General features: G+C 59.6%; 21 protein-coding genes and 1 pseudogene. 7 read left to right on the plus strand and 15 right to left on the minus strand.

Features of this window, described 5'->3' with window-relative positions:
• The 3 genes and pseudogenes from CKW15_RS26610 to CKW15_RS26620 form a co-directional block, all read right to left on the minus strand.
• Positions 1 to 161: pseudogene (locus tag CKW15_RS26610) on the minus strand (IS256 family transposase); the annotation flags it as partial.
• 168 nt (positions 162 to 329) lie between these two features.
• Entirely contained in the window at positions 330 to 1,511 is a 1,182-nt protein-coding gene (locus tag CKW15_RS26615) for a CaiB/BaiF CoA-transferase family protein (protein WP_095152975.1), read from the minus strand.
• Between the two features lie 144 nt (positions 1,512 to 1,655).
• Positions 1,656 to 2,990: a dicarboxylate/amino acid:cation symporter gene (locus CKW15_RS26620; RefSeq protein WP_095152976.1), complete on the minus strand. Its 1,335-nt coding sequence runs from the start codon at positions 2,988 to 2,990 to the stop codon at positions 1,656 to 1,658.
• Between the two features lie 337 nt (positions 2,991 to 3,327).
• On the opposite strand from CKW15_RS26620, the gene CKW15_RS26625 reads away from it, so the two are divergent.
• Entirely contained in the window at positions 3,328 to 4,341 is a 1,014-nt protein-coding gene (locus CKW15_RS26625) for an AraC family transcriptional regulator (protein ID WP_095152977.1), read from the plus strand.
• A 109-nt stretch (positions 4,342 to 4,450) separates the two neighbouring features.
• On the opposite strand, the gene CKW15_RS26630 is transcribed toward CKW15_RS26625, so the two are convergent.
• The 3 genes from CKW15_RS26630 to CKW15_RS26640 all read right to left on the minus strand — a co-directional run bounded on the left by CKW15_RS26630 (position 4,451) and on the right by CKW15_RS26640 (position 7,161).
• Complete coding sequence (locus CKW15_RS26630; protein ID WP_095152978.1) at positions 4,451 to 5,797, minus strand: ATP-binding protein; 1,347 nt, start codon at positions 5,795 to 5,797, stop codon at positions 4,451 to 4,453.
• Complete coding sequence (locus CKW15_RS26635) at positions 5,794 to 6,471, minus strand: response regulator transcription factor (protein ID WP_095152979.1); 678 nt, start codon at positions 6,469 to 6,471, stop codon at positions 5,794 to 5,796. The genes CKW15_RS26630 and CKW15_RS26635 overlap by 4 nt, the downstream gene beginning before the upstream one ends.
• 87 nt (positions 6,472 to 6,558) lie before the next feature.
• Entirely contained in the window at positions 6,559 to 7,161 is a 603-nt protein-coding gene (locus tag CKW15_RS26640) for a hypothetical protein (RefSeq protein WP_095056533.1), read from the minus strand.
• A gap of 223 nt (positions 7,162 to 7,384) precedes the next feature.
• Between CKW15_RS26640 and CKW15_RS26645 the strand changes: the two genes are divergently transcribed.
• On the plus strand, positions 7,385 to 8,110 hold the full coding sequence (locus CKW15_RS26645) for a 4'-phosphopantetheinyl transferase (RefSeq protein ID WP_218239573.1): 726 nt from the start codon (positions 7,385 to 7,387) through the stop codon (positions 8,108 to 8,110).
• A gap of 109 nt (positions 8,111 to 8,219) precedes the next feature.
• Here CKW15_RS26645 and CKW15_RS26650 read toward each other — a convergent pair whose 3' ends face one another.
• Both CKW15_RS26650 and CKW15_RS26655 read right to left on the minus strand, forming a co-directional pair.
• On the minus strand, positions 8,220 to 9,830 hold the full coding sequence (locus tag CKW15_RS26650) for an ATP-binding protein (RefSeq protein WP_095056531.1): 1,611 nt from the start codon (positions 9,828 to 9,830) through the stop codon (positions 8,220 to 8,222).
• Positions 9,827 to 10,549 (minus strand): winged helix-turn-helix domain-containing protein, encoded by a 723-nt coding sequence (locus CKW15_RS26655; protein ID WP_095152981.1) that lies wholly within the window; start codon positions 10,547 to 10,549, stop codon positions 9,827 to 9,829. Before CKW15_RS26655 ends, CKW15_RS26650 begins: the two co-directional genes overlap by 4 nt.
• 733 nt (positions 10,550 to 11,282) lie before the next feature.
• Here CKW15_RS26655 and CKW15_RS26660 point away from each other — a divergent pair.
• Positions 11,283 to 14,177, plus strand: a complete 2,895-nt coding sequence (locus CKW15_RS26660; protein WP_095056529.1) for a ribonucleoside-diphosphate reductase subunit alpha — start codon at positions 11,283 to 11,285, stop codon at positions 14,175 to 14,177.
• 231 nt (positions 14,178 to 14,408) lie between these two features.
• On the opposite strand, the gene flgE is transcribed toward CKW15_RS26660, so the two are convergent.
• From flgE to CKW15_RS26690, 6 genes are all read right to left on the minus strand, one after another.
• Positions 14,409 to 15,716 carry a flagellar hook protein FlgE gene (gene flgE / locus CKW15_RS26665; protein ID WP_095056528.1) on the minus strand — a complete coding sequence of 436 codons (1,308 nt, stop codon included), beginning with the start codon at positions 15,714 to 15,716 and terminating at the stop codon, positions 14,409 to 14,411.
• 31 nt (positions 15,717 to 15,747) lie between these two features.
• Positions 15,748 to 16,470 (minus strand): flagellar hook assembly protein FlgD, encoded by a 723-nt coding sequence (gene flgD, locus CKW15_RS26670; RefSeq protein WP_095152982.1) that lies wholly within the window; start codon positions 16,468 to 16,470, stop codon positions 15,748 to 15,750.
• Positions 16,471 to 16,485: 15 nt separating this feature from the next.
• Entirely contained in the window at positions 16,486 to 16,929 is a 444-nt protein-coding gene (gene flgC / locus CKW15_RS26675) for a flagellar basal body rod protein FlgC (RefSeq protein WP_007937507.1), read from the minus strand.
• A gap of 3 nt (positions 16,930 to 16,932) precedes the next feature.
• The gene (gene flgB, locus CKW15_RS26680) at positions 16,933 to 17,340 is read right to left on the minus strand and encodes a flagellar basal body rod protein FlgB (RefSeq protein ID WP_095056526.1); all 408 of its coding nucleotides are present in this window, start codon (positions 17,338 to 17,340) and stop codon (positions 16,933 to 16,935) included.
• 367 nt (positions 17,341 to 17,707) lie between these two features.
• Positions 17,708 to 18,535, minus strand: coding sequence for a protein-glutamate O-methyltransferase CheR (gene cheR / locus CKW15_RS26685; protein ID WP_095056525.1), 828 nt, complete (start codon positions 18,533 to 18,535; stop codon positions 17,708 to 17,710).
• 45 nt (positions 18,536 to 18,580) lie between these two features.
• Positions 18,581 to 19,513 (minus strand): chemotaxis protein CheV, encoded by a 933-nt coding sequence (locus CKW15_RS26690; protein WP_095152983.1) that lies wholly within the window; start codon positions 19,511 to 19,513, stop codon positions 18,581 to 18,583.
• 82 nt (positions 19,514 to 19,595) lie between these two features.
• Between CKW15_RS26690 and flgA the strand changes: the two genes are divergently transcribed.
• From flgA to CKW15_RS26710, 4 genes are all read left to right on the plus strand, one after another.
• Complete coding sequence (flgA, locus tag CKW15_RS26695) at positions 19,596 to 20,354, plus strand: flagellar basal body P-ring formation chaperone FlgA (RefSeq protein ID WP_095056523.1); 759 nt, start codon at positions 19,596 to 19,598, stop codon at positions 20,352 to 20,354.
• A 169-nt stretch (positions 20,355 to 20,523) separates the two neighbouring features.
• Complete coding sequence (gene flgM / locus CKW15_RS26700; protein ID WP_095056522.1) at positions 20,524 to 20,850, plus strand: flagellar biosynthesis anti-sigma factor FlgM; 327 nt, start codon at positions 20,524 to 20,526, stop codon at positions 20,848 to 20,850.
• A gap of 48 nt (positions 20,851 to 20,898) precedes the next feature.
• Positions 20,899 to 21,366, plus strand: a complete 468-nt coding sequence (locus tag CKW15_RS26705; protein ID WP_095152984.1) for a flagella synthesis protein FlgN — start codon at positions 20,899 to 20,901, stop codon at positions 21,364 to 21,366.
• Positions 21,367 to 21,457: 91 nt separating this feature from the next.
• The gene (locus tag CKW15_RS26710) at positions 21,458 to 22,204 is read left to right on the plus strand and encodes a flagellar brake protein (RefSeq protein ID WP_095056520.1); all 747 of its coding nucleotides are present in this window, start codon (positions 21,458 to 21,460) and stop codon (positions 22,202 to 22,204) included.
• Between the two features lie 116 nt (positions 22,205 to 22,320).
• Here the strand turns inward: CKW15_RS26710 and CKW15_RS26715 are convergent, their stop codons facing one another.
• Positions 22,321 to 23,697, minus strand: a complete 1,377-nt coding sequence (locus tag CKW15_RS26715) for an MFS transporter (RefSeq protein ID WP_095061720.1) — start codon at positions 23,695 to 23,697, stop codon at positions 22,321 to 22,323.
• Between the last annotated feature and the right edge of the window lie 59 nt (positions 23,698 to 23,756).

Raw genomic sequence — 23,756 nt, forward strand, 5'->3', positions numbered from 1 at the left:
CCAAGCTCAGCACTGAGGGCTCGCTCGATCAAAGCCTTCTTGAACGCCGCAGAGGCGTCCTCAATGGCTTCAGCGGTCATCGGTCCATCGGTGAATTGCTCGAGCAGCTCTTTCGGGATTTTCGGTAGTTCTCGCAACGCGGGTTTCTTTTTGGTTGGCATACATGCACCTCTTACTCATGTTATGCCCGAACACAAAATTTCTGACACCCCCGTTTTTTGTGACTGCACTGGCCCCATCGCCAGCAGGCTGGCTCCCACAGGGGATCATCGGTCCACCATAGAACCATTGTGGGAGCCAGCCTGCTGGCGATGGCGGTTTATCAGACACTAAAGAATCACTTTGGCCCGCCGCAATGCCTCTATCCGCTCAGCACTGAGTCCCAACTCCCCCAACACCTGATCGGTATGCTGACCGAGCGCCGCGCCAACATGCTTCGGCTCAGGCAACCCCGCTGAAAACTTCAACGGACACGCCATCTGCGCCTGACTCGAACCATCGCCCCGAGGTACTTGTGTCACCAACTGCCGAGCCTCAAGTTGCGGATGACGCAGCGCTTCGCCCAACTTCAATACGGGCTCGACACACGCATCCAGCTCGGCAAACAGCGCACACAGGTCGGCAAAATCGTGTTTCTCGAACTCGAGTTTCAGCGCGTCCTTGAGCGTCTTCCGCTGCGACGGTTGAGGTGACAATCCGAGATGAGCCAACGCCTCCAGCCCCAGCGCCGTACACAACTGTTTCATGAACGGCGGCTCCAGACTGCCCACCGACAACCACCGCCCATCCCGCGAGCGGTAATAGTCGTAGAAACTGCCCCCATTGAGCACCTGGTCTTCCGGCCCCGGCTCTACACCGCAGGCCAGGTGCCCGGCAGCGGCCATGGCATTCAGGCTGAATGCGCAATCGGTCATGCTCACATCCAGCTGCTGGCCTTGCCCGGTTTGTTGCCGGGCGATCACCGCCGCCAGCAGGCCTATCACCCCGTGCAGCGAGCCACCGGCGATATCTGCTACCTGCATGCCCAAGGGCAGCGGGCCACTGTTGGCGCGACCGGTGTAGCTCGCCAGACCGGCCAACGCCAGGTAGTTGATGTCATGCCCGGCGCGGTCCTTGTAGGGACCGGTCTGGCCGTAACCGGTGATCGACACATAGATCAGTTTCGGGTTGATCGCCTTCAACGCTTCATACCCCAGCCCCAGACGTTCCATGACACCCGGACGGAATTGCTCCAGCACAATGTCGTAGTCCTGCAACAGGTGCTTGATCAGCTCCAGCGCTTCAGGTTGCTTGAGGTCCAGCGCGAGGCTGCGCTTGTTGCGGTTGAGGTAGGCATGGCTGGCCGACACGCCCTGATCGTGTGGCGGCAACACGCGCAGCAAATCCATGCGGGTCGGGGACTCGATACGCAACACTTCAGCGCCCATGTCTGCCAGCAACAGTGAGGCGAACGGCCCCGGCAGCAATGTCGAGAAATCCAGAATCTTGAGTGATGCCAACGGACCGAGCATGTGCGTTCTCCCTTAACGATGCGCTCAGACTAGGCAGCCGATGGCATTGCAGCAATCACCGTATGCGTCAGTTGTGCTGACCGTTGCGCTCAAACGCCGGGCATGAAAAAACCCGCCGAGGCGGGTTTTTCATCAGGACAAGGCTTACTTGGCGCTTGTCGGGGTTGCCGTTTCGACATGGCCCAGAACATCGTCTTTAGGCTCGTCGGCAATGCCGCGACCGCCAGAAGCCAGCTCGGCTTGCAGCACGTCGGTGTCCAGTTCCTTGACCCACTTGGCCACAACGATCGTTGCAACAGCGTTGCCGATCAGGTTGGTCAGGGCACGGGCTTCAGACATGAAGCGGTCGATGCCGAGGATCAGCGCCAGGCCGGCAACCGGCAGGTGGCCCACGGCGGACAGGGTGGCAGCCAGCACGATGAAACCGCTACCGGTCACGCCCGCAGCGCCTTTGGACGACAGCAGCAACACCACCAGCAAGGTGATCTGGTGCGTGATGTCCATGTGGGTATCGGTGGCCTGGGCAATGAACACCGCGGCCATGGTCAGGTAGATCGCCGTGCCGTCGAGGTTGAACGAGTAACCCGTCGGGATCACCAGACCCACGACGGATTTCTGCGCACCCAGACGCTCCATCTTGATCAGCATGCGTGGCAGCACCGACTCCGAAGAGGAAGTACCCAGCACGATCAGCAGCTCTTCACGGATGTAGCGAATCATCTTCAGCACGCTGAAGCCGTGCAGGCGGGCGATGGAACCCAGCACGATCAGGATGAACAGCACGCAAGTGATGTAGAAGCAGGCCATCAACTGACCCAGTTGCACCAGCGAACCGACACCGTAGGCACCGATGGTGAACGCCATGGCACCGAAGGCACCGATAGGCGCGAGCTTCATGATCATGTTGATGATGTTGAACATCACGTGCGCGAAGCGATCGATGAAGTCCAGCAGCGGCCGGCCGTAGGCACCCAGGCGATGCAGGGCGAAACCGAAGATCACCGAGAACATCAGCACTTGCAGGATGTCACCGGTGGCGAAGGCGCCGACGATGGTGGTCGGGATCACGTTCAGCAGGAAGCCGACGACGCTTTGGTCAGCGCCGGCCGCCACATAAGCGGCAACTTTGGAGGCATCGAGGGTGGTGACGTCGATGTGCATGCCATTGCCTGGTTGCACGATGTTGACGACGATCAGGCCAACCAGCAGGGCGATGGTCGAAACGATCTCGAAATAGAGCAACGCATAGCCACCGGTCTTGCCAACCGCTTTCATGTCCTGCATACCGGCGATACCGCTGACGACGGTACAGAAGATGATCGGGGCGATGATCATTTTGATCAGCTTGATGAACCCGTCACCCAGCGGCTTAACGGCCACACCGAGCTGTGGGTAGAAGTGACCGAGCGCGATACCGATGACAATTGCAACAATCACCTGGAAATACAGGGATTTGTACAGTGGCTGACGAGTCGTCATTGCAAAGTTCCTCAAGAGTGTCAGTGACAACATCCATCTGTTGTCCGCGACATCTGAATTGCGAACCCTCCTGCACTGGAGGGATTTGTTTTTCGAGCTGCACGGCGGCAGACATCTGCTCGTTGTATCGCAAGGCTCGTGCCACCTTGCATAAATCGGCTGCAAGCCTGCTGCCATCAAGGGCTACAGGATTTCTGGCGTTGCCCGCCAGTCGCTGGCGCATGGCGGAATTCCGCCCTTGCATCAAAAACTGTCCTGCGAGTTGGCGGAAATCCGCCTTGTTCTTCGCAACACCCCGCAGCTACCATCGGTCGTTCAACAGACGGATCTGCTCGCTATGCGTGAACGCACCATCGCCAGTCATTTCGCCCGCGCCGTACTTGGTGGTGCGCGCCGACGTGGCTACGACTATTCGAGTCTGCTGCAGCAATTGGGGATCAGCAGCGAGCTGCTCGACGAGCCCCGCGCACGCATCGCGCCGGAGCAATTCACCCAATTGATCCAGGCACTTTGGCTGGCGCTGGACGATGAATACCTGGGTTTCGGGCAAGCGCCGAGCAAACCGGGCAGTTTCGCGATGATGTGCCATGCCGTGATCCACTGTCGCAATCTGGAGAAGGCGCTCAATCGAGGCTTATTATTTTATAGCCTATTCCCCGGGGCACCGCGCCTGAGCCTGACCCACGAGGACGAATGGGTCCGACTGAGCCTGGACGACGGGGCATTGTGGGATCCGGATCATTTCCTGACCGAGAGCCTGCTGGTGATCTGGCATCGCTTCGGCAGCTGGCTGATCGGCCAGCGCATCCGCCTGGAGCAGGCCACGTTCAGCTATCCGAGGCCGGAGCACGGCGCCGAGTACGATTTGCTGTTCTCCTGCCCGCTGACCTTTTGCGCAGAAAAGAGCACCACCGCCCAGAGCAGCCTGTTGTTCCACAGTCGTTACCTGAACATGCCGCTGTTGCAGGACGAGCGCACGCTCAAGCATTTCCTCGAACGCTCACCCGCCAATCTGTTATCGCGCCCGGACGACGGCGACAGCCTGAGCAGCCGTTTGCGCCGTTTGCTCAGCCGCGACAACTCGCGCTGGCCAGACCTGGAGGCCGTGGCCGCGCAACTGCACATCAGCCCGCAGACCTTGCGCCGGCATTTGCGTGAGGAGGGTTCGAGTTTTCAGGAATTGAAGGATCAGCTGCGCCGGGACATCGCGATTTATCACCTGAGCCGCGCCGACCTGTCGTTGCAACAGATCGCCGAGCAATTGGGGTTTTCCGAGCCCTCGGCGTTTCACCGGGCGTTCAAGAAATGGACCGGGCTGACACCCGGTGCGTATCGCGACCAGGAGAATTGACGGTGAATTCACTGGCCTCATCGCGAGCAAGCTCGCTCCTACATTGGACCGGGTCAGCCCTTCACTGTAGGAGCGAGCTTGCTCGCGATGGGGCCAGCAAAGCCAATACCTAAACCACCGAAAAGTGAATCCTGAACGCCGCCCCGCCCATGGGTGAGTCCCCCAGCGTCAGTTTGGCGTTGTAACTCTCGATGATGTCTTTGACCACCGCCAGGCCGATGCCCTGCCCCGGATGTTGACGATCCAGACGCTCGCCGCGCTGGAGGATTCGTGCACGCTGGTCCGCGGGCACGCCAGGACCATCGTCTTCGACGCACAACTCGATGCCACGGGGAATTTCGCGCACGCTGATCCGGATCTCGCCGAGGCACAGCCGATACGCGTTTTCCAGCAGATTACCCATCATCTCCAGCAACGCGCCCTGCTCGATCGGCACATGACAATCGTCCGGCAGATCGAAAGCAACCCGCACACGCTTGTCGCGGTAAACCTTGTCCAGCGTGTCGCACAGGCTTTGCAACACCGGCCGCAGACGTACCTGATGCCGCACCAGACCGCTTTTACGCAGACTCGCGCGTTGCAGTTGATAGCTGATCTGCTGGCTCATGCGTTCGATCTGGGTTTGCAGCACCCAGGCCTGCTCACGATTTTCAGGGCGTTGCACCATGTCCTCGCTGACACCTTGCAGCACTGCCAACGGGGTTTTCAGGCTGTGGGCCAGGTCATCAAGGGAATCACGGTAGCGACTGCGCTGCTCGCGCTCGCTGTGCAGCAAGCGGTTCAGGGAGCCGGTCAGGCGCAGCAGTTCCCGGGGATGCTCCTCGCTGAGGCTCTCGCGGGTGCCGCCCTCGATCTGGTCCAGCTCCTGACTCAAGCGGCTCAACGCCTTCAAGCCCCAGGTCAGACCGCCCCACAGCAAGGCCAGTAACACCAGCAACGCTGCGCCGAAGCCCAGGTAGAGATTTTCGCGCAGACCTTCAAGGGTGGTTTCGTATTCACGCACCGGTTGCAGCGCCACGATGCTGAATGCCGCACTTTTTCCGCCAATCAGTTTGATCTCGACGTCATAGACGAAGAACTCCTGGCCATTGGCTTCGCTGATCCGCGCGAACTCGTTACCACGCCCGTCATAACGCGGCTTGTAGTTGATGTGCTCTTCCTGCGTGGCCCTGGAACGCCAGACCAGATGCCCATCGCGGTCATAGATGTAGCCGAGCAGGCGGCTGTCGGTGAGGTTGTAACGCTCGTCGGGCAATTGCGCCGGCATCATCAGGCTGTTGTTCTCCACCCGGGCGGCGGAAATTAACGTGGTGACGTCCGACGCCAGGCGCTGCTCGATGGAATCCTGCAAGGCCAGGCTGAACGCGCCCTGCATCGCCGGCAACAACGCCAGCATGAACAACACCGCCAGGATCGTGGCGGCGAGCATCAAGCGAATGCGAAGCGAGCGGATCAAGTGCAGCGCTCATTGAACAGGTAGCCGAGGCCGCGCACGGTCTCGATCGGTTTGAAGCCTCCCGGACCTTCCAGTTTTCGACGCAGACGACCGACCAGCACTTCGATCACGTTCGGATCACGCTCGCCGTCGTCCGGGTACAGTTGCTCCATCAAGCGGTCCTTGGGTACCACTTGCTGGTGATGGCGCATCAGGTATTCGAGGATGCGGTACTCATACGCCGTTAGTGCCAGCGGTTGCTCATCGAGAGAGGCCTGCTTGCGATTGAGGTCGAGCAACAATGGACCAGCGACGATGGTCGACTGGGTGAACCCGCTGGAACGACGCAGCAAGGCATTGAGCCTCGCGTCGAGTTCTTCGAACTGGAACGGTTTGACCACGTAATCGTCGGCCCCGGCGGCCAGGCCTTCAACTTTGTCCTGCCAGTTGCCGCGGGCGGTGAGGATCAGGATCGGAAAGCTCTTGCCGGTCGACCGCAACTGACGGATCAGGTCGAGCCCGCTCATCCCCGGCAGACCGAGGTCGATCACCGCCAGATCAAAATTGAACTGCGCGGTTTGATACAGCGCCTCCTCGGCATTGGCCACGGACTCGACCACGTGGCCGCTCTCCGCCAGGCGGGTTTGCAGGTGATGGCGCAACAGCGCTTCATCTTCGACGACCAGCAGTTTCATAACGCTCTCCCGGGCAAATCAACATCTCCAGACAACCCTCTGTGGGCGCTAGCAGGCTAGCCCCACAGGGTACTCAGGCGAACCGCTTCAGAAAGCGTAGTTGGCAGACAGGTAAGTCTGGGCACTGCTGGTCAAGTCCAGCGATCCCTGTTTGCTGCCGCCGCGCTCGCTCATTTCGGTACTCGCATTGCTGCGCAGGTAACGGTAACCCAGTTCAACCGAGGTGTTTTGCGAAACCTGTTGCAAGACCCCTACCTGCCCGCCGATGGCGTAGCCGATGTCGCTGTCGCGGCTGAAACCGGACGACTCCTGGGTCAATTTGGTCAGGCCGGCCGTGGCACCACCGAACAGCTTGGTGCTGCCGCCCACCGGATAGAACAGATCGTAGCTGCCCAACAGATTTTCCTGTCGCAGTTTAATGCCGTTGTGCGAGCCCGACACATTGTCGTACGTGGCGTAGTAACGGCCCTGACTGTTTTGCTGACCCAGACGCACACCCCAGGTGGCGTCCTTATTGATGACACCGTCGGTGTTCGGGTGGTCGAGGTTATCGTTCAGGGCGTGAGATTTTTTGACCTTGTCGCTGGTCTGCCCAAGCGTCAGGCTGGCGAAGTTGTCGTTGGAGGCGAAAGCCGTCGTGCTTGCGCCGAGAACAGTGAATGCCAACAGCAGTTTTTTGAATCCGGTCATGGTGAAGTTCCTTATGTGCCGTATGGGTTTTGGGTACGAGGCAAGGTTACGTAACCGGCCCTGAACTCCCCCTGAACGCACTCTGAACCTCGGCTGAACCGCCTCACATTGGATAAGTACCCCCCGAAAGTCCCGAGGGGGGCGAGCCTGCTCGCGAAAGCGACACCGCCGATCTCAACCTTTGCACTACCCAGCCCCAAGGCAACCCGGCAAAATGCCCGACATGAACTCTGCCCCCGCCCTGCCCGCCTGCTGCACCCCGCTCGATGACCATTGGCCGCTGCCGTTCGTGCTGCCCGACACGGTCCTGTTGAGTACCCACTTCGACAGTTCACAACTGGCTCTGGATGATTTCCACCGCAGCGCCATCGAAGCCCCGACGACGATCCAACGCTCGGTGGCCAAACGGCAGGCGGAGTTTCTCGCCGGACGGGTGTGCGCCCGGGCCGCGCTGCAGCGCCTGGAAGGCCTGAGTTTCATTCCAGCCATTGGCGAAGACCGGGCCCCGATCTGGCCCGGCCATATCGCCGGTTCGATCACCCACAGCGCCGGTCGTGCCGCCGCCATCGTCGCGAACAAACGTCATTGGCGCGGTTTGGGTATGGACCTGGAAAACCTGCTCAACGCCGAACGGGCCGAACGCCTGGCCGGGGAAATCCTCATCCCGGCGGAGCTACAGCGGATGGCGGCCGGTCCCCGGGATCAAATGGCGTTGTGGGTGACACTGACCTTCTCGGTCAAGGAAAGCCTGTTCAAGGCGCTCTATCCGATCGTTCAGCAGCGCTTTTATTTCGAGCATGCCGAAGTGCTGGAATGGACTGAAGATGGCCACATCAGGCTGCGATTGCTTGCAGACTTGTCCAGCGAATGGCGCAACGGCACCGAGCTGGATGCGCAGTTTGCGGTCGAGGATGGGCAGTTGTTGAGTCTGGTCAGTATCCAAGCCTGAGGTTTTCGCTGTTTGTTGGGGCCTCATCGCGAGCAAGCTCGCTCCTACAAGGGATAGGCGGGCAAAATCCCCTGTGCTCGCGATGGCGGCAGCACATTCACCGCGAGACTCAGCGTTTCTCTTGATTCCTCGGCCAGCTCAAACTGAAACACGCCCCCCCCAGGCTTTTGCTCTTGCCGATCAGCGCACGTCCGTCGTGCCAATGGATGATCCTTCGCACGATCGACAACCCCAAGCCATGCCCGCCCGACGCGCGAGTGCGGCTGTCATCAAGGCGCAGAAACGGCGTGAAGATTTTCTCCCACGCCAACTCCGGTACACCCGGCCCGTCATCCTCGATGTCCACGCGACAACGCTGCTGGCCCACCTGATAACTGATGGTCACCCGGGAGTGCGCGTGGCGCATGGCATTGGTGACCAGGTTCTGGATCGCCCGGTGCAAGTAGCGCGGTTCGGCTTCGACCCAGGCGTCATCACAGTCGGCGGCCGACAGGCATAAACCCCGTTGCACCGTGACATCGACTCGCAAGGGCGCCAGCTCTTCGATGACTTGATTGACCAAGGCATCCAGGTCGATGCGCTGGAAGTTCAACGCCGGCGACCCCTGCTCCAGCCGCGCGTAGGTCAGCATCTCGTCCACCAGCCGATCGAGGTCCTCGATGTCGTGATCCATGCCCTCGCAATATTTTTCCAGAGCTTGTGGCGTAGTGGCCGTGCCAATCATTTCCAGGCCGAACCGCAGTCGCGCCACCGGTGTACGCAACTCGTGGGACACCGCGCGTACCAGCTCACGCTGGATTGCCAGCAACTGCTGCAAGTGCTCGGCCATGGCGTTGAACGCCGAAGCCAGGCGCCCCACCGAGTCGGCACCGCGTGCCGGCACACGGGTTTCCAGGCTGCCCTGGGCGATACGCGTGGCGGCAGATTCCAGTCCCCGCAAGCGCCGCTCCAGTTGCCGCACCAGCAGGTAAACGATCAAGCCGATCAGCGTCAGCCCGAGGACGGCAATCAGCACCAGCCACTCCGGCGGATAAGGATTCATCTGATACAGCGGGCCGATTTCCAGCACCCATGGTGTGCCAACCATGCCGGCAAACACGCGGATCGAATCGCCGCCCTTGCCCAGCGCCATCACGGTGTCACCCTCGGACACACGACGGCGCTGGTCTTCGTCCATGTCCGCCTCGTCGACCGTGACCAGCCGCAGGTCGAAACCGAAGCCCTTTTCCTCTTTTAATTTCGCCAGGTGCCTGGGCTGATCCGCCACAGGCGAGCGCACCAGTTCGTCGGCCAACAGGTAGATCGTCGCCCGGGCCAGTTGCTCGCTGATTTGCTGCACCTCGCCCGTCAGGACCAACTGTTCCTGGTCGCTGACCAACCGATACACCTTTGCCGCGTGCGGCCCGGTCTGTTCCACCAAGGCCTGGCCGCGCAGAACGCGGGTGCGCTGGGTCAGGTCCAGATCGGTTTCGTTGAAGGTTTTCAGCGCCAGCGGGATGCCGAGCAACCGCTCCCAGACCAGCAAGGCCCGATGGCGCTCAGTCTGGTTCATCGGTTGCAGGTTGTCGGCCATCAGCGCAAACGTACCGTGGGCCAGGCGCTCGCGGTACTGCTCGCTACGCACCTGGTTGAGCAGGTGGATGGCCAGCACGCCCAGCACCGCCACCAGAATCAGCGCGGCGCACATGCCGCCATAAATGCGCAGGAAGATCGAGTTCACAATGTCGGGTCTACACAGGCTTCGGGAACAAACAGATACCCTTTGCTGCGCACCGTCTTGATCAGGCGCGGGTGCTCAGGGTCATCACCGATCTTCGGCCGGATACGCGAGATCCGCACATCGATGGAACGGTCCTGGCCGTCGTAGCCGATGCCGCGCAACGCGGTGAAGATTTCCTCCCGGGACAGAATGCGCCCGGCGTTGGCCACCAGCAGCCACAGCAGGTCGAATTCGGCGCTGGTCAGTTCGATGCCATTGCCCTGCAACCACGCTTCGCGCAAGGCGTTGTCCACCACCAGCGGACCAAACTGCAGGCGCCGTTGTTTTTCCGGGGCGACCTCGGGCGCTTCGCTACGCCGTAACAAGGCCTGGATACGCGCCAGCAACAGGCGTGGACGCACCGGTTTGCACACATAATCGTCGGCGCCCAGGTCGAGGCCGAGGATCTGGTCGGTGTCGTCGGTACGGGCGGTGAGCATCAGGATCGACCCCTCGTAACGGGCGCGGACCTTGCGGCAAATGCTCAGGCCATCTTCACCGGGGAGCATCAGGTCGAGAATCACCAGGTCCGGTTGCTCCTTGATGATGCGCGCCGCCGCCAACGCCCCATCACCTTCAATCGATACGCGCAGGCCATTGGCTTCCAGGTAATCGCGGGTCAGTTCGGCCAGTCGCTGGTCGTCCTCCACAATCAATACCTGCCAGGCTTCTTGCTCCACGGGTGACCTCTGCTTGCCAAAACGCTAATTAAGGAAGGATCCGCCCGTCTTTTTGTAATGATTCGGGGGGATAAACAGGTATACATGCTGGCCGATTGTATAAACGCCGCCCGCCGAGAACACAAGCCGGTAAATGCGTTCGGACAACCCGGTTTTTTGTGGTAGGGTTCGCGCCCTTAAAAATCTGGTCTGGCGTTTTCACCCGTTGAAAATCGCTGAAAAAAGCTTCGATCCAGCTAGGTCGCGGCCTACACGCCGATTCCCTCTTTCACACACAATTTACGCACAGGTTTATCCACAGGTAGTGCGTTGCAATCGTCCCCCGAAACGCATTATCTTGTACCACGGCGCCAAAAAAACCCTACATGTAGGGTTTTGACTAAAAAGCCCAACCACATTTCAGACCAGAAACTCAAGCGCTTTATTGCCTGTTTATGGTTGAACCAAGCGTCAACTTACAAGCCCAAACCGCACTGGCGGATGGCACCGTTTTTTTCAGGCCAGAGCGGCGAAAACGGTACGGGTGTTGCAGTCATGACTGACACCCCCGAAAGGAATCCGGTTGCGAGCCCAGGCTCGTACCAAAACTTCGGCAAGGACGGCCTCATTAGCCTTTTTCCTACTGTCCCGAAGTTGTTATGCCCGACATCCGTCGGTTGTAGTGCTTCAGGACAGAACGGTGGGCACCGTGATGGTGCCCAAACAAACATAGAGAATGTGGAGACACCCCCCCATGCAAACCGACACAACTCGCGAGAACCCGCAGGGCACCTTGCCGCAGGCCGCCGATTCGAATTCGGATCTGTCCGCCACTGCGCCAGGGCAGCTGCGTGTGATCAAGCGTAACGGCACTGTCGTTCCTTACACCGATGACAAAATCACCGTCGCCATCACCAAAGCGTTTCTCGCAGTTGAAGGCGGCACCGCTGCTGCCTCGTCGCGAATCCATGACACCGTGGCCCGCCTGACCGAACAGGTCACTGCGACCTTCAAGCGTCGCATGCCATCGGGCGGCACCATCCACATCGAAGAAATCCAGGACCAGGTCGAACTGGCCCTGATGCGTGCCGGCGAGCAGAAAGTCGCGCGCGACTACGTGATCTACCGTGACGGTCGTTCGAAAGAACGCGCTGCCCACGCCCCGGCCGAAGAAGCGGTCAACGCTCACCCGTCGATCCGCATCACCCGCGCCGATGGCACCTTTGCACCTCTGGACATGGGTCGCCTGAACACCATCGTCACCGAAGCGTGCGAAGGCCTGGAAGAAGTCGACGGCGACCTGATCCAGCGCGAAACCCTGAAGAACCTGTACGACGGCGTGGCCCTGACCGACGTCAACACCGCCCTGGTGATGACCGCCCGTACCCTGGTCGAGCGTGAGCCGAACTACTCGTTCGTGACTGCCCGCCTGCTGATGGACACCCTGCGTGCCGAAGGCCTGGGCTTCCTCGGCGTGGCCGAAAGCGCTACCCACCACGAAATGGTCGACCTGTACGCCAAGGCCCTGCCTGCCTACATCGCCAAGGGTATCGAGTTCGAACTGCTGAACCCTGTGCTGGCCACCTTCGACCTGGAAAAACTGGGCAAGGCGATCAATCACGAGCGCGACCAGCAGTTCACTTACCTGGGCCTGCAAACCCTGTACGACCGTTACTTCATCCACAAGGATGGCGTGCGCTTCGAACTGCCGCAGATCTTCTTCATGCGCGTGGCCATGGGCCTGGCGATCGAAGAGAAGCACAAAGAAGACCGTGCAATCGAGTTCTACAACCTGCTGTCGTCCTTCGACTACATGTCGTCGACCCCGACCCTGTTCAACGCCGGCACCCTGCGTCCACAGCTGTCGAGCTGCTACCTGACCACCGTGCCGGATGACCTGTCGGGCATCTACCACGCGATCCACGACAACGCCATGTTGTCCAAATTCGCAGGCGGCCTGGGCAACGACTGGACGCCGGTTCGTGCGCTGGGCTCGTACATCAAGGGCACCAACGGCAAGTCGCAAGGCGTGGTTCCGTTCCTGAAAGTCGTGAACGACACCGCCGTTGCCGTTAACCAGGGTGGCAAGCGCAAAGGCGCTGTGTGTGCCTACCTGGAAACCTGGCACATGGACATCGAGGAGTTCATCGAACTGCGCAAGAACACCGGTGATGACCGTCGTCGTACCCACGACATGAACACCGCCAACTGGATCCCTGACCTGTTCATGAAGCGCGTCTTCGATGACGGCCCGTGGACCCTGTTCTCGCCGTCCGAAGTTCCGGACCTGCACGACCTGACCGGCAAGGCCTTCGAAGAGCGTTACGAGTACTACGAAGCCCTGTCCCAGTACCCGGGCAAGATCAAGCTGTTCAAGACCATCCAGGCCAAAGACCTGTGGCGCAAAATGCTGTCCATGCTGTTTGAAACCGGCCACCCATGGCTGACCTTCAAAGACCCGTGCAACCTGCGCAGCCCGCAGCAGCACGTGGGCGTGGTCCACAGCTCGAACCTGTGCACCGAGATCACCTTGAACACCAACAAGGACGAGATCGCCGTTTGCAACCTGGGTTCGATCAACCTGCCGAACCACATCGTCAACGGCAAGCTGGACACCGCCAAGCTGGAACGCACCGTCAACACGGCCGTTCGCATGCTCGATAACGTGATCGACATCAACTACTACTCGGTGCCGCAAGCGAAGAACTCCAACTTCAAGCACCGTCCGGTCGGTCTGGGCATCATGGGCTTCCAGGACGCTTTGTACCTGCAGCACATCCCTTACGGTTCCGACGCTGCCGTCGAGTTCGCCGACAAGTCGATGGAAGCGGTCAGCTACTACGCGATCCAGGCCTCCTGCGACCTGGCTGACGAGCGCGGTGCCTACGAGACGTTCCAGGGTTCGCTGTGGTCCAAAGGCATCCTGCCGCTGGATTCGCAACAGATCCTGATCGAAGCCCGTGGCCAGAAGTACATCGATGTCGACCTGAACGAATCCCTGGACTGGGCACCGGTTCGCGCCCGTGTACAGAAAGGCATCCGTAACTCGAACATCATGGCCATCGCACCGACCGCGACCATCGCCAACATCACTGGCGTCTCGCAGTCGATCGAACCGACCTACCAGAACCTGTATGTGAAATCGAACCTGTCGGGCGAATTCACCGTGATCAACCCGTACCTGGTTCGCGACCTGAAGGCTCGCGGTCTGTGGGACTCGGTCATGATCAACGACCTGAAGTACTACGACGGTTCGGTGCAGCAGATCGAGCGCATCCCGCAGGAACTCAAAGAGCTCTACGCGACGGCCTTCGAAGTGGACACCAAGTGGATCGTCGACGCGGCCAGCCGTCGTCAGAAGTGGATCGACCAGGCTCAGTCGCTGAACCTGTACATTGCCGGCGCTTCGGGCAAGAAGCTGGACGTGACCTACCGTATGGCTTGGTACCGTGGTCTGAAAACCACTTACTACCTCCGTGCCCTGGCCGCGACCAGCACCGAGAAGTCGACCATCAACACCGGTAAGCTGAACGCTGTATCCAGCGGCGGCAACCACGGTGACGATTCGGTCCTGGCTGCTCCTGCCGGCCCTGCTCCAGTGCCGAAGGCTTGCGCCATCGACGAGCCGGATTGCGAAGCTTGCCAATAAGCTGAGCCGGTAGCACAAAACCCCGACAGGCCTCTGGCTTGTCGGGGTTTTTTTTGCCTTCCAATTGTAGGAGCCGGCTTGCTGGCGATGAACGATGACGCGATATACCTTGATGACCGTGTTGCCTGGATCGCCAGCAAGCCGGCTCCTACAAGGTCCGGGAGAATGTGATTTTGTCATCCACAAAAAAGCCCCTCTGATGAGGGGCTTTTTATGCAGCGTAATCCAGCATCAGGTCATCTGAATGATGGTCTGCATGATGGTGCTCTGGGTGGAGATGGTCTTGGCGTTCGCCTGGTAGTTGCTCTGCGCCTTGATCAGGTCGACCAGTTCGTTGGTCACGTTGACGTTGGACTCTTCCAGCGAGTTGGACTGGACCGAACCCAGGCTGCCGGTTTCCGGTGCATCGTAGCCCGGGATACCCGACGAGTAGGTTTCTTTCCAGCTGGTACCGCCCACTGGCTGCAGACCCTGTTCGTTGGTGAAGCTGGCCAGCGAAATCTGACCGATCGGCTTGGTCTGGTTGTTGCTGAAGTTGGCCAGCAATACACCGCTGCCATCGATGGTCAGGTTGGTGATCTGGCCAGTGGCGTAGCCGTTTTGAGCAGGAATCGAACGCGCAGTATCCGCGTTGAACTGGGTGGTATTGCTCATGGCAATCGACATGCCCGCCGGATCGGCGGACGCGCCATTGGCCGCCCATACACCGTTGGTCACGGTGCCCGGGACCCAGTTAGTGATCTTCAAATCAGGGCTGACGACCGGAGGCGTGCCCGGCGTGGTGACCGACACCAGTTTTCCGCTTGTGTCGAACGCCATGACCGAAGCAACCGCCGGGGTAACCTTCGGGTCGCTGCCATTCGGGTTGCGACCATCGATCAGGGTGTAGGTCGACCACGTGTTGGCGCCAGTCTTCACCATGTATTGATCCATGGTGTGCTGGTTGCCCTGAGTGTCGAAAATCGGGGTGCTGAACTGCTTGGTGAAAGAGGCCGACTTGCTCGGGTCAAACGGGTTGGCCACAACGTCGATCACGTCAGCGGTGGAGTTCAGGTTGATCGTCGACGATACGCTGGTAGTGGCTTTCGGTGCCAGGTTGGAGGTGTCGATGCGCAGGTCGGTCAACACGCCGTTCTGGATCTTGCCATTGTCATCCACACCGTAACCTTGCAGACGCGAAGTACCGTCGGTGTTGGTGACGTAACCTTCCTTGTCGACCTTGAACGTACCGGCACGCGTGTAGGACAGCGAGCCGCTGTTGTTCAGCACGAAGAAGCCGGAGCCGTTGATACCCATGTCCAGCACGTTACCCGTGTTGCTGATGTCACCCTGGGTGAACTGCTGGGAAACGTTGGCCAGGCGCACGCCGTTGCCGACGGTCTTGCTGCCGGTACCCAGGCGGGTCGCCGAGTACACGTCTTCGAACTCTGCACGGGACGATTTGAAACCGGTGGTGGCAACGTTGGCGATGTTGTTGCCGGTCACGTCCAGTTGTTTGTTGGCTGCAAAGAGACCGCTAAGGCCGATATTGAAAGACATCATCCACTCCTTTATGCCGGGTTAGTCGGCTTTACATACCAATGGTTTGAACTTTGGACAGGGCAATACTGCCCAGCCCGGCCAGATTGAGCATCAGCTCACCGCCAGTCTGGCTGATGGTCACGCTGTTGACCGTCGCCGGCAGGTTGGTGATCAGTGCGACGGACTGGCCATCGATGGAGGTCGAAGCGCCGAAGGTGTAAGTGCCGGCAGGCACTGTCACGCCCGCATCGTTCTTGCCATCCCAGATGAAACTGGCGTTGCCGGCTTTCTGTGAACCCAGGTCGATGGTGCGCACAGTCTTGCCGTCTGCATCGGTGATCTTCAGGCTGGCGGAAGCCACCGAAGTCGGTATGACCACCGTGCCGCTGAGGCTCTTGGTGGTGTCGACCACCGCCTTGTCGCCCGGTGCGATGACCGAACGCCCCACCAGCGATGAAGCCTGCAAGGCCTGGGACGAGTTGTAGTTGCTGGCCAGGCCGGTAACGGTGTCGTTGAGCGTGGTGATGCCTTCCAGACTGCTGAACTGGGCCAACTGGGCGACGAACTCGCCGTTGTCCTGAGGCTCCAGCGGGTTCTGGTTTTTCAGTTGCGTGACCAGCAATTGCAGGAACGCATCCTTGCCCAGGGCCTTGTTGCCCGAGGCACTGCTGGCTGCCGACGCAAGGCCGTCACTTGTTTTGTTGGTCTTGACCGAGGAGTTCGCCAGGATGTCGTTGAGGCTCAAACCGCCAGTGGAATCGGTAACACTCATCTGAGTCGCCCCTTATCACTGACCAAGGGTCAGGACTTTCTGCATCATGGTTTTGGCGGTGTTCATCATTTCGGCGTTGGTCTGGAACGAACGGCTCGCGGAAATCATGTCGGCCATTTCTTCCACCACGTTGACGTTCGGGTAGTAGACGTAACCCTTGGCATCGGCGGCCGGATGGTTCGGCTCGTAGCGCGCCTCAAGATTGCTCTGGTCCTCGACCACGCCCAGCACTTGCACGCCCTGACCGGCCGCGTCCTGGTTCTGGAACAGCGAGTCGCTGCCGCCGCTCTGGCCTCCCTGGAACATGGTGGCGAACACCGGGTGGCGCGCGCGGTAGGTCTGGTCGATGCTCGACGAGACCGTCTCGGCGTTGGCGATGTTCGAAGCAACGGTGTTCAAACGAGTGGTCTGCGCACTCATGCCGCTACCGGCAATGTTGAAAACACTGGATAGAGACATGGCTTACTCTCCGCGCAGGGCTGACACCAGCCCTTTGAATTTGCTGTTGAGCAGGGTGAAGCTGGCCTGGAAGCCGACCGCGTTTTCCGCGTAGTTCGACTGCTCCAGTTGGGCGTCCACGGTGTTCTGGTCAATCGACGGTTGCATCGGCGTGCGATACATCAGCGACTCGTCGCCATTGCCCAGGCCCTGCGCTTCGATATGACGACTGTTGGTCATGTTCAAGGCGAAGCCGCCGCTTTTGGTTTTCTCGTTCTGCTCGGCGAGCACTTTGGAGAAATCCAGATCCCGAGCCTTGTAGTTCGGGGTATCGGCGTTGGTGATGTTGTTGGCCAGGACTTCGGCACGCTGGGCGCGGAAGCCCAGGGCTTTTTCGTGGATGCCGAGCGCTTTATCGAAGCTGATGCTCATGTCGGGAAACCTTTGGGTGACCTGATTTTTCGTACGATGGACATAGCAAGCGTCATGCCAATTCAAAAAAGCCCGTAAACCGGGGGCTTTGCCGGCCATGGCAATGCGGCAACGACAGAAAAGCGGCAACGGTTTTCCGCCGGATGCCGCTTTTCTGCCGCTTGGCACCGCACTTGAGAACACCACCTCCCCCTGTAGGAGCTGGCTTGCCAGCGATGGCGTCGAGTCAGCCGACTTTTAAATTGCGGACACACCGCTATCGCTGGCAAGCCAGCTCCTACAGGGATTGAGATAGCTGTGAGAAATCAGCAGGCATAAAAAAACGGGAGCCCCAAAGGACTCCCGTTTTCTGACAACCCCAACGCAATCACTTCGCCTGGTAAATGATCCCCGGACTGCACTGGACCATCTGGTAGTGATCCGGCAAACCGTTCAGCGCTTCGGAAGCACCGAGGAACAGGTAGCCGCCCGGCTTCAACGTGCTGTGGATGCGCAGCAGGATGTCCTTCTTCACCTCGGCGGAGAAGTAGATCAACACGTTGCGGCAGAACACGATGTCGAACTTGCCGAGGCTCGCGTAGCTGTCCAGCAGGTTGAACGAGCGAAACTCCACGCGACTCTTGATCGGCGCCTTGATCGCCCAGCGCCCCGGCCCTTTCGGATCGAAGTAACGTTGCAAGCGCTCGGGCGACAGGCCGCGGCCGATGGCCAGGCTGTCGTACTCGCCGGTCTTGCAGTTGTTCAGCATGGTGCTGGACAGGTCGGTGGCAACAATCTGCACGCCCATCCGCAACTGGCCCATGTTGACCCGCTCGAACTCGTCGATGGACATCGACAGCGAGTACGGTTCCTGACCCGACGAACACGCCGCCGACCAGATGCGCAGACGCTGGCCGGGACTGGCCTTGATCGCCTCGGGCAGTGCCTTGTTCTTCAGAACCTCAAACGGATAGGTGTCACGAAACCACAGGGTTTCGTTGGTCGTCATGGCATCCACCACCTGCTCGCGCAAACCACTGCGCGGCTGGGTCTGCATGCGCTGGACCAGTTCACCCAGGCTCTTGATGCCTTGCTGTTCCATCAGTTTGTTGAGACGGCTGGAGACCAGGTATTGCTTGTTTTCACCCAGCAAAATGCCACAGGCTTTTTCCAGGAACACCCGGAACTGTTCGAAATCCAAATTACCCGTAGACAATGATGCCGCCTCTTAAATCGTATTGATTACCGGGGGCGCAGGCCCCTAGCTGATATCTGCTGCCTTGATCCGATCGACTACACGGGACGCCAGGTCATCAGGACGAAATTTGGCCAGGAAGTCATCGGCACCGACTTTCTTGACCATCGCCTGATTGAATACCCCGGACAAGGAAGTATGCAGGATGATATGAAGCTTTTGCATGCGCGGGTCGTTGCGGATTTCCGCCGTCAGGGTGTACCCGTCCATCTCCGGCATCTCGATGTCGGAGATCATCATCAGGAACTCTTCTTCCGGTTTCCTGCCCTCATCGGCCAGTTTGCGCAGGTAATCCAGCGCTTGTTTGCCGTCGTTCAGCGCCACCACCTCGACACCGACCGTTTGCAGGCAACGCGTGACCTGCTTGCGCGCCACCGACGAGTCATCGACGGTCAGCACGCGCAACGACAGCGCCTTGTGCTGGGTTTCGACATCCACCACACCGGCGGAAATCGCTTCCGGCGTCGGCGCCACTTCCGCCAGCACCTTCTCCACGTCGATGATTTCGACCAGCTGATTATCGACCCGCGTCACCGCCGTCAGGTAGTGATCGCGACCGGTGCCCTTGGGTGGCGGATGGATCTCTTCCCAGTTCATGTTGACGATGCGTTCCACCGAGCGCACCAGGAAACCCTGGGTCTTGGTGTTGTACTCCGTGATGATCACGAAGGGGTTGTTCTTGTCCTTCAAAGCACCGGAGCCCGTGGCCATCGCCAGATCAAGGATCGGAATGGTCGCCCCCCGGATACTCGCCACGCCGCACACGACAGGACTGGACTTGGGCATCAGCGTCAGTTTGGGGCATTGCAGCACCTCCCGAACCTTGAACACGTTGATCCCGTACAGCTGCTGGCCGTCGAGACGGAACAACAACAGCTCAAGGCGATTCTGCCCCACCAGTTGCGTACGCTGGTTCACCGAATCCATTACACCCGCCATGCCCAGACTCCTACACCAACGCCAAGTGTTGTTGCGACGCGCCATAATCACTAAACGGCACGGCGCTTGCTTTTTATCCGTTATGAACACACAACCGACATTTTTCCGACACCTGACCGCTCCCTGGCGCCGATTACTCGGCGTGCTGTCGGCTATTTGCCTGTTCAACGCTGGCAGCCCTGCCCTTGCTGACGCGGTTACCTTGCCTGACATGCTTATCGGCGTCACTCAGGGGTTTCTTGAATTCACCGTAGAAGACTATTTGGCCACCAGTCAAACCGAAGGTCGCTACGAGATCGAAGTCAACAAGCTCGATCCACGCATGCACATGCCCATGTGCGACAAGGAATTGACAGCCACGCTTGAAAGTCCCAAGCCGATCGGACGCGTCACGGTGAAGGTCCGTTGCGAAGGCGCAGCCCCCTGGACAGTCTTCGTACCCGCTCAAGTCCGCCTGTTTCGTGACGTCGTGACGTCTGCACGGCCTCTGCGCCGTACAGCCATTATCGAACCTGAAGATGTGCTTCTGCGTGAGCGCGACATCAGCCTGATCAGCCAGGGTTACCTGACCTCCCTCGACCAGGCGATCGGACAGCGATTGACCCGACCAATGGTCACCGACCAGGTCATTACCCTGGTGAACATCGAACAGGCCGAAGTCATTCGCAAGGGCGACCAAGTGGTGATCACCGCCCGCAGCGGTACGCTCAGCGTGCGCATGCCGGGCGAGGCCCTGTCAAACGGCGGTTTGAGCGAGCAGATCCGGGTGAAAAACCTCAACTCCCAACGCGTCATCAAGGCGCTGGTCACCGCGCCCGGACAGGTGGAAGTGTCTATGTAGAGACGTTATCTGCTCACGAGAATGTGGCGCTCGCCCCGGCTGTTCCCTAGACTGTGCTCTATGCAGAGCAAGCGCTGACGCGCGCAAGGCTCGTTGATAAATGGGCCTAAAGTTTTCCAGGGAATGGCCGAAACCATGGCAAGCGTCCAAATTCCCAGAGGTTTTCATCATGGTCATCGATTTCAGCCGTTTGAACAGCTCCTCGCCCCTTACGGGCAGTACACGTACCAGCGCCAGCAAGGACAGCGTCGAGGCCGGCAAGTCCGCGCCACTGGAATCCGCGGCAGAACAGGTCGGTACAACCCAAAGCGGGGAATCGGTACATCTCAGCAATGAGGCTCAGCAGTTGCAGAAGGTCACTGACAAGCTGCGCGATCAGCCTGCCGTCGACAAGGCCCGGGTGGCCGAGTTGAAAGCAGCGATTGCCGATGGCAGCTACAAAGTCGACAGCAACCGCGTAGCCAGCAAACTGCTCAACTTCGAAGCCCAGCGCTAGGCCACGGCCGGCGCCAGGCTTTTGGACGCTTAAACCCCAAGGCCAGCCATGCACGACTCTAATTTACTGCAACTGATCACCGACGACTTTGCTCCCGCGCAACAATTGCTGGAGTTGCTGCAGACCGAATCCCTTGCCTTGCACGGCCGCGACATGCCACTGCTCGAGGACATTCTGGCGCAGAAACAGGCATTGATCGTCTTGCTCGAACAGCATGGCCGCAAACGCAGTGAAATTCTCGCCAGCCTCAACCTGCCGACCAACAGAAGCGGTCTTGAGCAACTGGCCAGCCAATCGAGCCTTGGCGATCTGCTACTGATGCAAAGTGACGTACTGACCGATCTTCTGGCCCAATGCCAGGCCATCAACATCAACAACGGGCAGTCGATCCTGACGCAACAAGCCGCCACAGCCACTCAGCTGAAAATCCTCAACGGCGGCGACACCCCGGCGCTTTACGACGCCAGCGGTACCTTCTCCAAGCTTGCCAAACCGCGCCCGCTCAGCCAGGCATGAGCCGGTGGCGTCCTCGCTCTATCAAGACGCGCAACATACTGGCAAACTGATAGCCAGCCGTAGTCAAATTTTGTCTGGAGATTGATTAACCGTGTCCAATGCCTTAAACGCGGAAGATGCTCCGCAGCCACCCAAGGTGCTCAGCACACCCTTGGAAATCTCCAGCAACCTGCGCCAGCTGCAAGAAAGCCATGACCCGCTGATTATCACGTTCCACGAACGGAGCCAGCGTTTCCAGAGCTATCTGGTGGACCTCGACCGCGACCGCGACATGATTGCCCTGGACGAAATGATCCCCCGTGATGGCGAGCGGTATTTGCTGGCCGGCGAATCTTACAAGGTCGAAGGCTTCCACGACGGTGTACGCATTGCGTGGGAAAGCAACGGCCCGTTGACCATCGATGAGTCCGGTGGTGCGCGTTGCTACCGCGGCAGCCTGCCCGATGAAGTGGTCTATCACCAGCGCCGCAATGCCTTCCGCGCGGCCTTGAAACTGGCGCAACTGGTCAACGTCAATCTGGACGGTGAAAAACTCAAGGCGCCCATCAGCGGCAAGCTGCTGGACATTTCCGCCACGGGTTGCAAATTGCGCTTCGAAGGTGACATCACCGAGAGCCTGCAACTGGGTCAGGTTTACGACCGTTTCAACGCCGACCTGCCTTTCGGCAAGATGACGGCACCGGTCGAACTGCGTTATCTGCACTTCGAAGAAAGAATCTCCACCACCTTCGCCGGCGTTCGCTTCCACAACATGAGCGGGCTGGTGCAGCGGCAGGTCGAGCGCTTCGTCTACCAGCTGCAACGTGAAGCGCGTCGTTTCGACAAAGACGATCTCTGATCTGACGTTGCTTTCCTGTAGGAGCCGGCTTGCCAGCTCCTACAAAAAACGGGTAGGACGAAGACAAAAAACGGGCAGTCCCTTGCGGTGACTGCCCGTTTTTTTATGCCCTGAATTTAAGGTCTGGCTTCGGTAAAACTCTGCTCGCGCCCGGTGTCAGGGTCTTCTGGTGGCGGTGACTGATCGGTTTCTGAAGTCGGTTCAGGTTCGGATTCAGACTCTGGATTGATCGGCGACTGCATCTGCTCCTGCACCACGTGTTCATCGACGCGCGGATCAAGTGCGGCGACCAGCGGCGAACTCGACATGCTGTCCGGCATCGCCACGTGATGCAGCGGTGCATCGTCGACCTGATGCAGATTGGTCACGGCTTTCGGCCGGATCCGCCAGACCAGCACCAATGCAAAGAAGCTGAAAAACGCATACAGGCTCTGGCTGCCGAACAGCTTCATCAGCACCCCCGCCGCCAGCGGCCCGATACTCGCACCGACACCGTAAGTCACCAGCAGCATCGCCGTCAGCGACACCCGGCGATCGCCCTCGACATGGTCGTTGGAGAACGCCACCGCCAACGGGTACAGGCAGAATTGCACCAGCGAGCAAAGGAAGCCGATGACGAACAGCACCTCCAGCGGCACCTTGGGCAAGATCGCCAGCGGTAACGCCGCGACGGCCAGGAACATGGCGAAGCAGCGGATCAGCAGTGCACGGTCATAACGGTCGGACAACCAGCCGAGCGGCCACTGCACCAGCAGCCCGGCAAAAATGCAGCTACCCATGAACAGACCGACCTGCTCCGTGGTCAGCCCTTGCTGCGAGGCATACAGCGGTGCCAGACCATAGAACGAACCGATGATCAGACCTGCGCCCAGTACCGTACTCAACGACTGCGGCACACGCTTGATAAAAAACCGCGGTTCCATCGGCGCCGGATGCAAGGCCGCCGGGTGAATTCGCCGGGTCAGCGCCACGGGCACCAGACACAGCGCAAAACACAGGGCAACCAGCATCAGCAGTTCAAGCCCCAGCCCCGGGTGCATGACCAGAATCAGTTGCCCGAGCACCAACCCCAGGTACGAGGCAATCATGTAGCCACTGAACACCAGCCCACGCTGATTGGCATCGGCCTGTTCGTTCAGCCAGCTCTCGATCACCATGTATTGGCACATCATGCCGAGGCCGACGATCACCCGCAAAAAGAGCCAGGCCGGCAACCAGTCCACCAGGCCATGACCGAGCACCGCCGCGCCGACGATCCCGGCACACGCCGAGTAGGCCCGGATGTGCCCGACCCGGGCAATCAAGCGGTGACCGATCTTGCCGCCCAGCACCAGGCCGAAATAGTTGGCGGCCATCAACGCGCCGACCCACAGGCTGTCGACATGGTCGGCCGCCAGGCGCAACGCCAGGTAAGTGCTCAACAGGCCCGAGCCGATCAACATCATCAGCGAGGCGAAATAAAGCGCTCGAAAGGATTTCCAGATTTGGCGCATCGGCGTTCCGAGCGGCTCCTTGCAGTGAAGATCGGGCTATCGCTGAACGATAGCCGGAT

The organism is Pseudomonas sp. Irchel s3b5, assembly GCF_900187435.1.
Lineage (GTDB): Bacteria > Pseudomonadota > Gammaproteobacteria > Pseudomonadales > Pseudomonadaceae > Aquipseudomonas.